At 65.8% G+C, this 15,707-nt stretch carries 15 protein-coding genes; 10 read left to right on the top strand and 5 right to left on the bottom strand.

All coding sequences use genetic code 11. From position 1 onward, the window contains the following. From HNE04_RS03800 to guaD, 7 genes are all read left to right on the top strand, one after another. Complete coding sequence (locus HNE04_RS03800; RefSeq protein WP_172216910.1) at positions 1-921, top strand: ABC transporter permease; 921 nt, start codon at positions 1-3, stop codon at positions 919-921. 40 nt (positions 922-961) lie between these two features. Beyond that, positions 962-2,131, top strand: coding sequence for a BMP family ABC transporter substrate-binding protein (locus HNE04_RS03795; RefSeq protein ID WP_172216908.1), 1,170 nt, complete (start codon positions 962-964; stop codon positions 2,129-2,131). Between the two features lie 164 nt (positions 2,132-2,295). Then, positions 2,296-3,963: a DUF1800 domain-containing protein gene (locus HNE04_RS03790; RefSeq protein WP_172216907.1), complete on the top strand. Its 1,668-nt coding sequence runs from the start codon at positions 2,296-2,298 to the stop codon at positions 3,961-3,963. A 23-nt stretch (positions 3,964-3,986) separates the two neighbouring features. Further along, positions 3,987-5,375: a DUF1501 domain-containing protein gene (locus HNE04_RS03785; RefSeq protein ID WP_172216905.1), complete on the top strand. Its 1,389-nt coding sequence runs from the start codon at positions 3,987-3,989 to the stop codon at positions 5,373-5,375. 39 nt (positions 5,376-5,414) lie between these two features. Then, complete coding sequence (locus tag HNE04_RS03780; RefSeq protein WP_172216903.1) at positions 5,415-6,458, top strand: adenosine deaminase; 1,044 nt, start codon at positions 5,415-5,417, stop codon at positions 6,456-6,458. A gap of 77 nt (positions 6,459-6,535) precedes the next feature. Continuing rightward, positions 6,536-7,606, top strand: coding sequence for a BMP family ABC transporter substrate-binding protein (locus tag HNE04_RS03775; protein WP_172216901.1), 1,071 nt, complete (start codon positions 6,536-6,538; stop codon positions 7,604-7,606). A gap of 7 nt (positions 7,607-7,613) precedes the next feature. After that, positions 7,614-8,891 carry a guanine deaminase gene (guaD, locus tag HNE04_RS03770; protein ID WP_172216899.1) on the top strand — a complete coding sequence of 426 codons (1,278 nt, stop codon included), beginning with the start codon at positions 7,614-7,616 and terminating at the stop codon, positions 8,889-8,891. A 349-nt stretch (positions 8,892-9,240) separates the two neighbouring features. On the opposite strand, the gene HNE04_RS03765 is transcribed toward guaD, so the two are convergent. Then, positions 9,241-9,507, bottom strand: coding sequence for a hypothetical protein (locus tag HNE04_RS03765; protein ID WP_172216898.1), 267 nt, complete (start codon positions 9,505-9,507; stop codon positions 9,241-9,243). 137 nt (positions 9,508-9,644) lie between these two features. Between HNE04_RS03765 and dcd the strand changes: the two genes are divergently transcribed. Continuing rightward, positions 9,645-10,211, top strand: a complete 567-nt coding sequence (gene dcd / locus HNE04_RS03760; RefSeq protein ID WP_172216896.1) for a dCTP deaminase — start codon at positions 9,645-9,647, stop codon at positions 10,209-10,211. On the opposite strand, the gene HNE04_RS03755 is transcribed toward dcd, so the two are convergent. After that, positions 10,208-11,116, bottom strand: coding sequence for a delta(1)-pyrroline-2-carboxylate reductase family protein (locus tag HNE04_RS03755; protein ID WP_172216894.1), 909 nt, complete (start codon positions 11,114-11,116; stop codon positions 10,208-10,210). The two genes, dcd and HNE04_RS03755, sit on opposite strands and share 4 nt — an antisense overlap. Before the next feature lie 92 nt (positions 11,117-11,208). Here HNE04_RS03755 and HNE04_RS03750 point away from each other — a divergent pair, with 92 nt between their 5' ends. Together HNE04_RS03750 and HNE04_RS03745 are read left to right on the top strand one after the other, a co-directional pair. Next, positions 11,209-11,559, top strand: a complete 351-nt coding sequence (locus HNE04_RS03750) for a hypothetical protein (protein WP_172216892.1) — start codon at positions 11,209-11,211, stop codon at positions 11,557-11,559. Positions 11,560-11,562: 3 nt separating this feature from the next. Beyond that, the gene (locus tag HNE04_RS03745; RefSeq protein WP_172216890.1) at positions 11,563-11,880 is read left to right on the top strand and encodes a hypothetical protein; all 318 of its coding nucleotides are present in this window, start codon (positions 11,563-11,565) and stop codon (positions 11,878-11,880) included. A gap of 230 nt (positions 11,881-12,110) precedes the next feature. On the opposite strand, the gene HNE04_RS03740 is transcribed toward HNE04_RS03745, so the two are convergent. From HNE04_RS03740 to HNE04_RS03730, 3 genes are all read right to left on the bottom strand, one after another. Then, the gene (locus HNE04_RS03740; RefSeq protein WP_172216888.1) at positions 12,111-12,557 is read right to left on the bottom strand and encodes a hypothetical protein; all 447 of its coding nucleotides are present in this window, start codon (positions 12,555-12,557) and stop codon (positions 12,111-12,113) included. Positions 12,558-13,030: 473 nt separating this feature from the next. After that, on the bottom strand, positions 13,031-14,740 hold the full coding sequence (recJ, locus tag HNE04_RS03735; RefSeq protein ID WP_172216886.1) for a single-stranded-DNA-specific exonuclease RecJ: 1,710 nt from the start codon (positions 14,738-14,740) through the stop codon (positions 13,031-13,033). Then, a complete protein-coding gene (locus HNE04_RS03730; protein WP_172216884.1) occupies positions 14,737-15,690 on the bottom strand; it encodes a phosphoglycerate mutase in 954 nt (317 codons plus the stop codon). Before HNE04_RS03730 ends, recJ begins: the two co-directional genes overlap by 4 nt. Between the last annotated feature and the right edge of the window lie 17 nt (positions 15,691-15,707).

Here is a 15,707-nt window from a genome sequence, read left to right as displayed (position 1 = left end):
ATGGAATCCTACGCACTCCTTTTTGCGGCCACGCTCAATGCGGGCACGGTGCTGGCCATCGCCGCCCTGGGCCTGTTGATCAACGAGAAAGCCGGCATCGTCAACCTCGGCGCCGAGGGCATCATGTTGTGCGCGGCCATCGCCGGCTTCGCCACCGTGGTCCATAGCGGCAACGACTGGCTGGGTTTCGCGGCCGGCATGGGCGCCGGGGCGCTGCTGGCCGCCATCTTCGGCGTGCTGGTGATCTGGCTCAACACCAACCAGTACGCCACCGGGCTGGCACTCAGCCTGTTCGGCACCGGCTTCTCGGCCTTCGCCGGCATCAAGTACGTGCAGGAGAAACTCCCCGAGCGCATGAGCTTCTCGTTCCCCGTGCTGGGCGATATCCCGCTCGTGGGCCCGGCGCTGTTCCGCCAGCATCCGATGGTGTACCTGGCCATGGCCCTGGTGGCGTGGCTGGTCTGGTTCCTCTACCGCTCGCGCACCGGGCTGGTGTTGCGCTCGGTCGGCGAATCGCCGGACTCGGCCCATGCCCTGGGCTATCCGGTGCGCCGCATCCGCCTCGCCGCGGTCGTGGCGGGCGGTGCGCTCTGCGGCCTGGCCGGTGCCTACCTTGCCGTGGTGTACACCCCGCTGTGGGTGGAGGGCATGGTGGCCGGCAAAGGCTGGATCGCCCTGGCGCTGACCACCTTCGCCACCTGGCGGCCGGGCCGGGTGCTGTTGGGCGCCTACCTGTTCGGCGGCGTCACGATGCTGCAGTTCCACTTCCAGGGCATCGGCGTGGATGTACCCAGCCAGTTCCTCACCATGCTGCCGTACATCGCCACCATAGCCGTGCTGGCCGTGATCTCGCGCAACCCGGCCTGGATCCGGATCAACATGCCGGCGTCGCTGGGCAAACCTTTTTATCCCGGCTCATAATCTCCGCTTTCGAGTCAACCACCCCGTAGAAGGACCTGAAATGACAGACCTGAAGAAACGCTCGATGTTGAAGCTGGCGACGCTTTCCGCGTTGGCCGCCACGGCCCTGGTGGGCTGCAGCAAGAGCGAGCCGCCCGCCCCCGCGCCCGCACCGGCACCTGTCGCCGCACCGGCCGCCGCGCCCAAGCCCGAACCGCTGAAGATCGCCTTCGCCTACGTCGGCCCGGTCGGGGACGGCGGCTGGACTTTCGCCCACGACAACGGCCGCAAGGCGGTGGAAAAGGAATTCGGCGACAAGGTGGTGACCAGCTTCGTCGAGAGCGTGCCCGAGTCGGCGGCCGCCGAGCGCGTGTTCCGCGACATGGTGGGCCAGGGCAACAAGCTGGTCTTCGGCACGACGTTCGGCTACATGGAGCCCATGCTCAAGGTGGCGACCGACCACAAGGAAGTGAAGTTCGAGCACGCCACCGGCTACAAGTCGGCTGAGAACCTGCGCGCCTACGACAGCCGCACCTACGAAGGCGCCTACATGGCCGGCGTGATCGCCGGCAAGATGACCAAGACCAACACGCTGGGCGTGGTCGGCTCCATCCCGATTCCCGAAGTCGTGCGCAACATCAACAGCTTCACGCTGGGCGCGCAGTCGGTCAATCCCAAGGTCAAGACCAAGGTCGTGTGGGTCGGCGACTGGTTCAATCCGCCAAAGGAAACCGAAGCCGCCACCTCGCTGATCAACGGCGGCGCCGACGTGCTGATGCAGAACACCGACTCGTCGGCCGTGCTGCAGACCGCCGAGAAGATGGGCAAGCGCGCCTTCGGCTGGGACAGCGACATGACGGCCTACGGCCCGAAGGCCCACCTGGGCTCGGCCGTCATCAACTGGTCGCCGTACTACGTGAAGGCCGTGGGCGATGCGCTCGCGGGCAAATGGCAGACCTCGGCCGACAAGATCTGGTGGGGCGTCAAGGAAGGCTCCATCGACATGGTCTCCGTCGCGGCCGACGTTCCGGATGAGACCAAGAAGCGCATCGACGAGATCAAGGCCGGGCTGAAGGACGGCAGCTTCCAGATCTGGAAGGGCCCGGTCGTGGACAACACCGGCAAGGAAGTGCTGGCCAAGGACGCCGTTGCCGACGACAAGTTCCTGGGCGGCATCAGCTTCTACGTCAAGGGCGTCGAAGGCAAGGTGCCGGGCGGCGACAAGAAATAGGCTTTGCAGCTGATGAGAGGCCGCCCGTGGGGCGGCCTTTTTTTTGTGCGCTCAGCATGGGCGCGGTCGGCGAATTCCCGGACATCCGTACTAGCACAAGGAGGACAAAGCTCCCGGAGTCAAGGACTGCGGCGGAGGCATATTTCATTAAAAGGGAGCCGAATATGGAAAACGAGATCGAACAGGGCCTGCCAGCTGCGTCCGCGGTTGCTCTCGTCACCTCGGTTCTAGCGGCGTGCGGCGGCGGCGGCGGCGGCGGCGAGCGCGCTGCCGATCGCGTGGCCGATGGCGGCGCGGTCAGTTCGACCTCAGGTACTTCGCCGAGCGCGGCCCAAGCATCGCGCTTTCTTTCGCAGGCTGCCTTTGGCGCGGCAGAGGCCGAGATCGCGCACGTGCAATCGGTGGGCTACGAGGCTTGGATCGAAGAGCAGTTCGCCCTGCCCACAGCGCAATCGCACTGGGACTGGATGATCGCCAACGGCTATGGAAAGCTCGAGTTCAAGGACAGCTTCGCGGGCGTCGATGCAACGCTCTGGCGCAAGTTGATGAGCTCGCCCGATCCGCTGCGCCAGCGCGTCGCGCTGGCTCTGAGCGAGATCTTCGTCATTTCAATGGCCGGCCTTCCCGTGCAATGGTGCGGCCTGGCGGTGGCAGCTTACGTGGACATGCTGGAGGCCCACGCGTTCGGCAACGTTCGCTCCTTGCTCGAAAGCGTGACCTTGTCCTGCGGCATGGGCGTGTACCTCAATATGCGCGGCAGCCAGAAAGAAGACGTCGCCACCGGCCGCCAGCCGGACGAAAACTATGCGCGCGAGGTGATGCAGCTGTTCACGATCGGCTTGTACGAGCTGAACGCCGACGGCACGCCCAGGATGGAGAACGGGGCGCCCGTCGAAACCTATGACCAGTCCGCCGTGACAGGCTTGGCCAAGGTGTTCACCGGCTGGGACTTCGACGCCCCGGTGACGGGCCAGCCGGACCACATGCGCCGGCCGATGGCATTCAATGCGACGCGGCACTCCACCAGCGCTAAGAGCTTTCTGGGCGTTGACTTGGCAGCCGGCGGCACGGACGGTGAGGGGGAGCTGAAGACTGCGCTGGACACGCTTTTCAATCATCCCAATGGCGGCCCGTTCATCTGCCGGCAGCTGATCCAGCGCCTGGTGACCAGCAATCCTAGCCCGGCTTACGTGGGCCGCGTTGCCGGCGCCTATGCCAACAACGGCCGCGGCGAGCGCGGTGACCTGAAGGCCGTGCTGAAGGCAGTGCTGCTCGACGATGAGGCACGCAATGCCGCCACTGCCGGCGGCGGCCGGCTGCGTGAGCCCATCTGCAGGCTGGTCCAATGGGCGCGCAGCTTCGGCGCCGGGTCGCCCAAGGGGCTGTGGGACATCGGCGACACCTCCGAGCCCTCCACCCGGTTAGGTCAGAGCTCCTTGCGCTCGCCCTCGGTCTTCAACTTCTTCCGTCCTGGCTATGTGCCGCCCAACACGCGCATTGGCAAGCAGGGACTGGTCGCGCCGGAGTTCCAGATCGCCAACGAGTCCACGCTGGTGGGCTACGCGAACTGGATGCAGGCCGTCATCCAGAACGGCCGTGGCGACGTCAGGGCCGACTATGGCGGGTTTACTGCGGACGCCGCCGATGCCTCGGCCCTGTTCGATCGCATCAATCTGGTTCTTGCCGCAGGGCAGTTGAGCACCCTCACGCGCAGCATTGTCGTGAATGCGGTGTCGACGATCGATGCCTCCACCGCCTTGGGCAGGCTGAGGCGGGTGCAGGCCACCGTGCTGCTGGTGATGACCGCCCCGGAGTACCTGATCGCGAAATAGACAAGAAGCAAGGGAGACACAACATGGCCTTGAATTCACGTGGTGTCGCTTTCCACCAGCGCCGGGAATTCTTGCGCCGAGGCGCGGCGCTCTCGATGGCCGGCGTTGCAACTCCCTGGGCACTCAACCTCGCGGCGACCGGCGAGGCGGCAGCGGCAACTTCCGTCGGCGACTACAAGGCGCTGGTGTGTGTCTTCCTGTATGGAGGCAATGACTACGGCAACACGCTGGTCCCTTGCGACGACGCCAACTATGCGGCCTACCAGGCCATTCGCACCGGCATCGTGCTGCCGCGTGAGACACTGCTGCCACTGGCGCCCAGCGTCGCGCTGCCCAGTGGGCGCCAGATGGCTTTTGCGCCCGAATGGAGCGGCCTCAAGGAACTGTTCGACGCCGGCCGCATGGGCGTGCTGCTCAACGTGGGTACGCTGATGCAGCCGACCACGCGAGCCCAGTACAACATGCGGAGCGTGCCGCTACCGCCCAAGCTGTTCTCGCACAACGACCAGCAATCGGTGTGGCAATCATCCCTGCCGGAAGGCGCGACCTCGGGCTGGGGCGGGCGCCTGGGCGACCTGTTCCTGTCCAGCAATGCGCGGACCACGTTCACCTGCATCAACGTCTCCGGCAACGCCGTGTTCATGTCCGGCCAGACCGCGGTGCAGTACCAGGTGGGTTCCGGCGGCGCCGTGGCCCTGTCGGCTGCAAAGTCGCCCGTGTACGGTTCGCCCGCCTGCGCGGAAGCGCTCAGGGTAGTGACCATGGCGACGGGCACGCATCTGTTCGAGAGCGAATTGGCGACGATGATGACCCGTGCCTTCGAGGCCGAATCGCAACTGTCGACGGCCCTGGCCGGCGCCGCGCCTTTGACCACCGCGTTCGATGCCGCCAACCCGCTGGCCATGCAGCTGAAGATGGTGGCGCGCATGATCAGCGTTCGCTCGGCGTTGGGTGCGAGGCGCCAAGTGTTCTTCGTCTCGCTCGGCGGCTTCGACCTCCACGACTTCTTGCCGCAGCAGCATCCCGGCTTGCTGGCGAAAGTCTCGAGTGCCGTCAAGAGCTTTCATGACGCCACCGTCGAGCTTGGCGTCGCGAACTCCGTGACCAGTTTCACCGCTTCGGACTTCGGGCGCACCCTGTCATCCAACGGCGACGGCTCGGACCACGGCTGGGGCAGCCACCACATCGTGGTGGGCGGTGCCGTGAAGGGTGGGCGCTTCCACGGCATCTTGCCCGCGACTGCCGTCAACGGTCCGGACGACGTGGGTCAGGGGCGATTGCTTCCGACCACCTCGGTCGATCAATTCGGCGCGGCACTGGCGACCTGGTTCGGCGTGCCGGCGACGGATCTGCCCCTGGTGTTCCCGAACATCGGCCACTTCGACGCCAACGCCTTGTCGCTGTTCGCCTGAGCGCCAGGGCGGCAGCGAAAAAGCAGTAAGCTTCCGCTCATGTTGAAACTTGCAAGCAGCATTTCCGCCGAGCGCCTGCCCGAGTTGCTGCGCCGCATGCCCAAGGCCGAGCTGCACATCCATATCGAGGGATCGCTGGAGCCTGAGCTCATCTTCGCGTTGGCCCAGCGCAATGGCGTACAGATTCCCTACGCGAGCGTGGAGGAACTGCGCAAGGCCTACGCCTTCACCAACCTCCAGAGCTTCCTCGACATCTACTACGCCGGCGCCAGCGTGCTTTTGAAGGAGCAGGACTTCTACGACATGGCCTGGGCCTACCTGCGCCGTGCGGCGGCCGACAACGTGGTGCGCGCGGAAATCTTCTTCGACCCGCAGACGCACACGGCCCGGGGCGTGAGCATGGAGACGGTGATCAACGGCCTGTACCGCGCCTGCGAGCAGGCCCACGCGGACCTGGGCGTCAGCGCTTCGCTGATCCTGTGCTTCCTGCGCCACCTGAGCGAGGAGGAGGCCTTCGAGACGCTCGAGCAGGCGCTGCCCTATCGCGACAAGTTCATCGGCGTGGGGCTCGATTCCAGCGAGGTCGGCCACCCGCCCGAGAAGTTCGCGCGGGTCTTCGCGCGCTGCCGCGAACTGGGGCTGCACCTGGTCGCGCATGCCGGGGAAGAGGGGCCGCCGGCCTATGTGTGGACCGCGCTGGACCTGCTGAAAGTGGAGCGGGTCGATCATGGCGTCCAGTCCACCAAGGACGCCGCCCTGATGCAAAGGCTGGCGAAGGATCGCATCCCGCTCACCGTGTGCCCGCTGTCCAACCTGAAGCTGTGCGTCTTTCCGCAGCTGAAGGACCACAACCTGGGCCAGCTGCTCGATGCGGGCCTGGTCGCTACGGTGAACTCCGACGACCCGGCCTATTTCGGCGGCTACATGAACGACAACTTCATCCAGACCTTCGCGGCGACGGGGCTCACGGCGCCCCAGGCCTACCAGCTCGCCAAGAACAGCTTCGACGCCAGCTTCATCGACGCCTCCATGAAGCGGCGCTACACCGACCTGCTCGACGCGACCTTCGCCGCCTTCGAATAGAGCTGGACGTAAAATCGTTCTAACCGCTGTGCCCCCAGCGGCTTTTCTTTCATCCCGGGGCCATGTAGAGGACCACCATGTATAAAAACCTCGCCGCCACGGTCGTGGCCGCCTGTTTTTTCTTCCCTGTTTTTTCGCAGACCCAAGGCCCGCTCAAAGTCGGCTTCGTCTATGTCGCGCCGATCACCGAAACCGGCTGGGTGCGCCAGCATGACGATGGCCGCAAGGCGGTGGAAGCCGCCTTCGCAGGCAAGGTGAAGACCACCTACGTCGAAAACGTGCCCGAAGGCCCCGACGCCGAACGCGTGATCCGCGACCTGGCGCAGCAGGGCCACAAGCTGATCTTCACGCCCAGCTTCGGCTACATGGAGCCCACGCTCAAGGCGGCGAAGGACTTCCCGGACGTGAAGTTCGAATCCATCACCGGCTACAAGACGGCGCCCAACGTCGCCGCCGCCAACGCCCGCTACTACGAGGGCCGCTACCTGGCAGGCATTGCAGCGGGCCGGATGACCAAGACCCATGTGGCAGGCTATGTCGCGGGCTTCCCGATTCCTGAGGTGCTGCAGGGCATCAATGCCTTCACGCTCGGCATGCGATCGGTGGACCCGAAGGCGCAGGTCAAGGTGGTGTGGCTCAACGCCTGGTTCGATCCGCCGCGCGAGCGCGAAGCCGCAATGACGCTGTTCAACCAGGACGCGGACGTGGTCGCCTTCCACACCGGCTCCGATGCGGTGATGGTTGCCGCCCAAGAGCGCGGCAAGATGGCCGTGGCCTATCACTCCGACATGCGCAAGGCCGGGCCCGATGCGCAGATCGCCGCCGTCACCCATCACTGGGGCGACTACTACAAGGCTCGCACCCAGGCGGTGCTGGACGGCAGCTGGAAGAGCGGCCAATTGTGGGGCGGGGTGAAGGAGGGCATGATCCGCGTCGGCGATTTCGGTCCCAAGGTGCCCAAGGCCGTCCAGGTCGAAGTGCAAGCTCGCCAGAAGGAAATCGCCGCCGGCAAGCTGCGGCCCTTTGCCGGCCCGATCAGCGACAACGAGGGCAAGCTTGTCGTGATCAAGGGCCAGTCAATGACGGATGAGCAGATACAGGGTATGAACTTTCTCGTATCTGGCGTGCAGGGGAAGATAGCAAAATGACGCGACTATGCATTCCTATCGCGCCGCCATCCTGAGATTCGCCGACGACCGTTCCGCCATCTATGAAGAGGACGGCCTGCTGGTCGTGGGACCCGACGCCAAAGGCCGTCAGGTGGTGCGGGCCGTGGGGCCCTATGCCACCTTGGCGCCCGACTACCCGGGCGTCGCCGTCGAGCACCTGCCCGGCGCCATCATCGCCCCGGGCTTCGTCGACCTGCACATCCATTTTCCGCAGGTCGACGTGATCGGCTCGCCCGCCGCGGGCCTGCTGCCTTGGCTGGAGAACTACACCTTCCCGCACGAGTCGCGCTTCGTCGAAGAAGCGCATTGCAGCGAACTCGCCACCTTTTTCCTGGACGAGCTGCTGCGCCACGGCGTGACCAGCGCGCTGGCTTTTGCCACGTCCCACCCTTCGTCCGTGAACGCGCTGATGGCCGAGGCCAGGCACCGCGGCATGCGCCTGATCGCCGGCAAGGTGCTGCAGGACCGGCACTCGCCCGATGGCGTGCGCGACGAGACCGAGCAGTCGTTGATCGATACCGAGTCCCTGATCCGCAAGTGGCACGGCCAGGACCGCCTGGGCTACGCCATCACCCCGCGCTTCGCGCCCAGCTGCAGCGAGGCGCAGCTGCGTGGCGCGGGCGAACTCGCGGCGAAGTATCCCGATGTCTGGATCCAGTCCCATGTGGCCGAGAACCTGGACGAAATCAAATGGGCGCGCGAGCTGTTCCCGGCGTCGCGCAGCTACCTGTCCATCTACGACGACTTCGGCCTGATGCGCGAGCGCGCCATCTACGCCCACTGCATCCATTTCGACGACGAAGACCGCGCCCTGATGCGCAGCACCGGCGCGGCGGCGGCGGTGAGCCCCACCAGCAACCTGTTCCTGGGCAGCGGGTTCTTCGATTACGAAGGCGCGGACCGCATCGGCTTCAAGTACGGCCTGGCCAGCGACGTGGGCGGCGGCACCAGCTTCAGCCCTTTCCACACCATGCTGGCGGCCTACTATGTGGGCCGGGAAGGGCAGACCAAGCCGGGCGTTTCGCTCTCGCCGCAGAACCTTTGGTGGCAGCACACCGCGGGCGCGGCGCGGGCACTGGGGCTAGAGGGCGTGATCGGCAATTTGCAGCCCGGCTGCGAGGCGGATTTCGTGATCCTCGATCCCAGGGCGACGCCGCTGCTGGCGCGCAAGACGGCGCAGGCGACGAGCCTGGACGAGCTGCTGTTTTCGCTGATCGTGCTCGGCGACGACCGCGCCATCGCGCGCACAGTCATTGCAAGTTGAGTTGTCGTCCCGAGCTTGACCCACTACTGTCCGGAGATTTCAGCTGTTGCAGGCCTGGGTGTGAGCGGCGAAGCCGCGTGCGGGCGGGCTGTGACGCGCGGTCAGCCCGTTCCGCGCCTTTTCAATGCGCGCAAGCGGCGCCGGGGAACGGACTTGCGGGCTTTGGACTCATCGTGGACTGTCCTCGCACCCCGGAGAGGCCCGCGCGCTGATCGCGCGCAACGCCCGCAAGTCCATTCCCCGACGCCTCGGGCAGCCCTGACTGCGCGCCCCAGCCGAACGGCTGGTCCGCGCGCCGCAGCCGACCGGCGCACAGCCTTGCCGCGAGGTGTTGGCGCGCAACGCCCGCTTACCGGTGCAGTTTCTTCTCCCGGATATAGCGCGCCAGCCCGCAATAGCCCTCCTTGAACAGGATCTCGTTCTCCAGCTTGGCCGGCAGCAGCTTGTCCTTCAGCTCCTGCGCCGCCTGGCTGCCCTGGTTCTGGCGCACGAAACCGATCGCCTGCTCGAACTTGGAAACCTCCGCGCGGCAGGGGTCCGGCGCATTCAGGCTCAGGTCCGCCGCCGCGGCTTGTGACAGGACCGCTGCGGCCAGGATGACGCTTGCTTGCTTCATGGAAAACTCCTGCGATGAGGCTTGCAAGGATGAGCTTTCCGCCGTCACGCGGCCTATCGCCGGGCATATCGCGCCTATCGCCAAAAACGTATGAAACGACCCATTGCCTAGAATAGCGGCGCAGGAGCTAAACAGAAATGACGATCAAGAGCGATAAATGGATCCGCCGCATGTCCGAGCAGCACGGCATGATCGAGCCTTTCGAGCCCGGCCAGATCCGCGAGAAGGAAGGCCACCGGATCATCAGCTACGGCACGAGCAGCTATGGCTACGACATCCGCTGCGCGCCCGAGTTCAAGGTCTTCACCAACATCCACAGCACGGTGGTGGACCCCAAGAACTTCGACGAGAAGAGCTTCGTGGATTTCCACGGCGACTCCTGCATCATCCCGCCCAACAGCTTCGCCCTGGCGCGAACCCTGGAGTACTTCCGCATCCCGCGCAACGTGCTGACCATCTGCCTGGGCAAGAGCACCTATGCGCGCTGCGGCATCATCGTCAACGTCACGCCATTCGAGCCGGAGTGGGAAGGCTATGTGACGCTGGAGTTTTCCAACACCACGCCGCTGCCCGCCAAGATCTACGCGGGCGAAGGCTGCGCGCAGGTGCTGTTCTTCGAGAGCGACGAAGTCTGCGAGACCAGCTACAAGGACCGGGGCGGCAAGTACCAGGGCCAAACGGGCGTGACGCTGCCCAAGGCCTAAGGCAAAAGCGCCGTCCTGGCCGCGGCCAGGTCCCATCCCGCCCAGCCGCAGCTCTTGAAGAGTACCGGCCCCGCGCCGCGCGCTGCTTTTTCATTGCCGAGCACGTCGCGCAGCGTTGCGAAGGCCCGCACGTCCAGCCCGGCCTGCAGCAGGTCGCCGGCTTCGTGGACTGCATCCGGCGTATCGACCACTATCCTTCCCTGGGCCGCGAAATGCCGGCATAAATCGGGGCCCAGTTCCACCATGCGCGGCGTGAACGCGCCAACTGCGGCAATGAACGCGTCGCTGCGCGGAAGTGCATGCAGCACCACCGCGTTGGCCGGAGTGCAGGTCACCACCAGCGGGCAATCGGCCAGCGCCTCGTTCGGATCGCCCACGACGCTTGCCCGCAGGCCCAGCGTGCGCGCGTAGTCGGCCAGGGCTTGCGCGCTGGCCGCGCCACGCGAAGCGATGAAGACCTGCGACAGCGGCAGACCCTGCGCGAAGGCATCGAGATGCGCGCGGCCCTGCACGCCCGCGCCCAGGATGAGCAAGGGACCGTCCTTGCGGGCCGCCAGCGTTTGCGCCGCAAGCAGCGAAACCGCGGCCGTCCGCCGCGCAGTGACGGTGGGACCGTCAAGGATGAGCTTGCGCTCGCCGGTGGCCACGTCGAAGACCACCACATCACCCTGGATCGCGGCGCGATCGGTGCCGGCATTGGCCGGCGTGAACGTGATCAGCTTGGTGATGGCGGTGCGGCTATCGTGCGCCGGCATCACGAACAGGCTGCCGCCACCGGGCAGCGCCTGGATCAGCCGCTCCGGCACCTGAACCGAGGCGTCGGACAGCAATTCGCGCAGCTGCGCCACCAGGTTTTCATAGGGCAGGCGGGCGGCGGTTTCGTCGGCTGACAAAAGTTGCTTCATGGCGCGATTTTGTCCTACACCATCACAGGGCAAAAACGGCCCCCGGGGCGGCCGCGGATTTCTAGCATTGAACCAACACGAAGGAGACGACCATGCTGCCCCACCTGCTCGCCAAGAGTGCCCAAACGTCCCCGGGGAAGTTGTTCTGGTCGGTCATCGTGGCCCTCATGCTGGGGCAGATCGTTGCCTTCTGGATGCTGTGCAGCCACCAGGTCCGCAAGGCGCAGGTGCGCGACGCCACCTTGCAGGTGGAACGCATGGCGATGTCCGACTGCCTGCGCTATATCCCCAAGTCCACGCTCAACAGTTGCGCGTCGCGCGTGGTGCAAAACCGCGAACCCGGCCCGGCGCTGGCAGCGGGCGGTGCGCCGGCCGCGAGCCCGGCAAAGCCCGTCAAGGTCGCGTTCCAGGGAGCGGCTGCGCAAGGCATGAAAAGGGAGTGAGCGATGAACAACGACGTTGCTTCTGCCAGACTGCCCTGGAGCGATCCGGGACAGACCTCACTGGATGCGTCCGACGACTTCGAGCTGCCGGATACCACGCGCTATTGCCCCACCCGGCTGCTGTCGGCCTTCGCGTTGCTCATGGCCGGCCATGGCCGGTGCATCAACACATCCATGATGCTCGGCGATCGCGAGTATGCGATGTGGCAGCTGGCCCGTGCGCACACCCTGGGAGACGCGCAAGTGCGCGTGCTGGCCGCCAAGCTGTTCGCCTATTTCGACGATGACCGCGCGCCCGTTCCCGTCGGGCTGCATGCCTGAACTTTCGGACCCGCCAGGCCTAGCCTAGCGCCCGTTTTCCAGCCTTTACGAGGGGATCCTCAATGACGACTCCCCTCTGAATCGGGCTTGCGACGATAGTTGCCACTTTTTTAGGCAGAAAAATTGTCCGGAAGAGTCGAACCGCGATCTAGCTGTGACGTTTCAATAGGTTGTTCACCCGGAAGAGTCTGGGAGACTTCTTGACCGCCCCGTGCCAGAGAGTTCTTGAATCAGGGAGTTCGACACGGAACGTCAGCGGTGAACCTAAGGGTAGTCACCTCCACGTTCCAGAAGGTGAACTGCTTACCGGGGCCGTTCGCGGAAGTGACTGTGGTTTCGATGTACAGCCGCCCCGTGCTTGGCTCTATCCGGCCCGCGGTGATCGCCACAACGCCCTCGCTGGGCGAAGTCGCAGTGTTCGTGAACGTGACGGCGGGCCCCGAACGGGTTATCGGAAGCCGCTCCGGGCCTACCGCCCAGCCATCCAAGCTAATCCATCCTGCGGCCTCATCAAGCTCAACACTAATGATGGCTGGTGACGGCGTCTTGTCCGTGTCCACTTCCATGGTGCCAGCGCCCTTGCACAGCAGCTTTACCGGCGCAGCGTCAACGGACGAAACAAGGCCGAAAAGCGCGCTAAGCGCCAAGACAAAGGCGAGGTTGGTTTTGGACGTCATAGCGATATTGTGAGGAATGCGCAAAGGATTCATAGGGGAGCTTTGTCCTGCCCCAATGGGAGAACCGAAAAGTCCCTAAGCGACTGGAGGTGATAAACGGTGACGCGCGGGAAACGGCAACCCGCACGGTTTGACTGGGCGAACGAAGTCCGTCTTGAAAAACGCCGGTCGCGCAACTCGCAACGCCACCGGCGGTCGATTTACTGCACGGCTCGACGGGCCGGTGGAGAGGGGACCATCAACCCCCGCAGTTCTTTCGGCCAGCGCGGGGGGCTTGCCGAGTCAGCTTCCGGCCGTGCTCGCGAGTTGCGATGCGCGAGCGATGAAGTCCCCCGGACTGCCGATATGCGCCGTCGGAAGCGACTGGTTCAACGCCAGCGCGCTGCCGACTGCTTCCAAGGTGGACAGCCACACGGCAGGATTTTGAGCCGTACGTCGGCGACTCGCTGATCCGACTTGAGCCAAGGGACTTCCTAGAACTCCGCGCCTTCCACCAGGAACCGCACCCGCCTCACGCCTTGCCATTCGTCGGCGTCGAGCCGGAACGCGAGCTTGACGCGCGTTGGCAGCGGCTCGGTGTGGCCGAACCAGATGCCGTCCACCGGCTGCCCCTGGTGCCGCAGCTTGATCTGCAGGTGCTTTTCGCCGACCAGCCTCTGGGAAATGATCTCCACCTCCTCGCTGAACACCGGAGGGGCAAAGCCCTGGCCCCAGACTTCGTGGTGCAAGGTGTCCACCAGGTCGGGCCGGCGGTACTCCGCTGCCAGCGGACCATCGGTATCCAAGCGGCGCAGCAGCGTGGGTGCGTCCAGCCACTCGTGCGCCACCTGGGCAAGGGCCTGCTCGAAGACGTCGAGGTGCTCCTCGGCGACGGTGCAACCCGCCGCCATGGCATGGCCGCCGAATCGCAGCAGCACGCCCGGATGCCGCTTGGCCACCAGGTCGAGCGCATCGCGCAGGTGAAACCCGGGGATGGAGCGGCCAGACCCCTTGAGTTCGTGTTCCTTGCCGGGCGCCTGGCTGGCCGCGAAGACGAAGGTCGGGCGGTGCAGCTTGTCCTTGATGCGGGAAGCCACGATGCCTACCACGCCCTCGTGAAAATCGGGGTCGAACACGCAGATGGCGGGCGGCGGCTCCTCGCTTTCGTCGAACAGCGAGTCCACGATCAGCATCGCCTGCTCGCGCATGCCGCCTTCGATATCGCGGCGCTCGCGATTGATGGTGTCGAGCGCCCGAGCCAGTTCGTCGGCGCGCGCGGCGTCGTCGGTGAGCAGGCATTCGATGCCCAGCGTCATGTCTGCCAGCCGGCCCGCGGCATTGATGCGCGGCCCCAGCGCAAAGCCGAAGTCGAAGGTGGTGGCGACTTTCGAGTCGCGCGCCGCCGCGGTGAACAGGCCCGCCAGCCCGCAGGGCAGGGCGCCGGCGCGGATCCGCTTCAGGCCCTGGGCCACCAGGCGCCGGTTGTTGGAGTCTAGCTTCACGACGTCGGCCACGGTGCCCAGCGCCACCAGCGGCAGCAGCGCATCCAGCTTGGGTTGGCTCTGGGCATCGAAGACGCCGCGCTGGCGCAATTCCGAGCGCAGCGCCAGCAGCACGTAGAACATCACGCCGACACCGGCGATGGACTTGCTCTCGAAGCCACAACCGGGCTGGTTGGGATTCACGATCACGGCGGCGTCGGGCAGCTGCGGCCCGGGCAGGTGATGGTCGGTCACGAGCACTTGCAGCCCCAGCGCATTCGCCGCGGCAACGCCTTCCACGCTGGCGATGCCGTTGTCCACGGTGATCAGCAGGTCGGCGCCACGTTGTTTCACGCGCTCGGAGATCGGCGGCGTCAGGCCATAGCCATCGACCACGCGGTCGGGCACCAGGTAGTCCAGGTGCCGCGCGCCCAGCAACTTCAGGCCGCGGATCGCAACCGCACAGGCGGTGGCGCCATCGCAGTCGTAGTCGGCGACGATGCAAAGCTTCTTGCCTGCTGCGATGCTGTCGGCCAGCAGCACGGCCGCTTCCTGCAGGCCTTTCATGCCGCTGGGCGGCAGCAGGCGCGCGAGCCCGTCGTCGAGTTCGTCCTTGGCCAGGATGCCGCGCGCCGCGTACAGGCGCGCCAGCAGGGGGTGGACGCCGGCCTGCTCCAGCGCCCAGGCGGCGCGCGGGGGAATATCGCGGGTGATGATTTTCATAGGTTGTGAAGCAGCGCGGATGCGCTCTTGCGCCCGAACAGGCTACCCATTCGGCTGAAGATGTTGTTGTCGCCACTGGCCCAGGTTTGCGCATTGCGCTCGCCGCACAGTGTCAGTGAAACGGCCTCGCCGGCGTCGAGCGCCTTGGACAGGCGCGCGCAATCTTTCGAATCCAGCTGCTGCCAGGCGGCGGCCCAGCCGCGCCAGTCCGCCAGCAGCGCGGCGTCGCGCAGGTAGTGGGTGATCTGCAGTCCGGGCGCCGCCGGCTGCCGGGGCGAGTCGGGCAGGGCGCCGGTGCCGCTGACCCAGAATGAATTGACCGGCAGCAGCCCGCCACGGATGCGCGCCTCGTTGACTTCGTGGGTGTACAGCAGCATCTGCATCTCCTGCTGCAAGCGGCGCACGGTCTTGGCCGCCTCGGCGCGCGGCATCCAGTCGTCGATGGTGCGGCCGACCACGCGGTCCAGCGAGGCCGTGGCGAGGCCGCGGAACACCTCGCCCCGGGCCAGCCACAGCGTGGGCGCGTCGTACTCCAGCGCGATGCCGTCCTGCTCGAAGAAGGGTTGCATCGCCGCCAGCAGGGCCTGCGAGTCGCGCGGATCGAGCTGCAGCTCCTGCGGATGCCCCATCGCGATATGGTCGGTTTCAACGCGCCAATGGCAGGGTGTGATGCGGGCCCAGGCCGCGCCCTGAACGTCCCGGCCCGCCTGCTGCACTTGGCAGGCGGCCCAGGGAATGCAGCCGTCGGCCGCGGAAATGCCGAATTCGCGGGCCAGCACGCGCTCGTGCGGCATGGAAAGAGATGAGTCTTCGCCGCCGTCGGTGCCGGCGAGCTTCAGGCGGGCGACCAGCCTTTCCAGCTGCGGCAGGGCCAGGTCCTGCAGCGCGCGCGAACAGCCTTCGTTGCTGCTGTAAGCGAAAGGAATCAACAAGTGGACGCCGTCTGACATGCCCCTATTGTCAGTGA

This window comes from Caenimonas soli (assembly GCF_013155545.1).
GTDB lineage: Bacteria > Pseudomonadota > Gammaproteobacteria > Burkholderiales > Burkholderiaceae_C > Ramlibacter > Ramlibacter soli.
The sequence above is the reverse complement of the archived record's forward strand: the minus strand, read 5'-3'. Positions and strand labels throughout refer to the sequence as shown.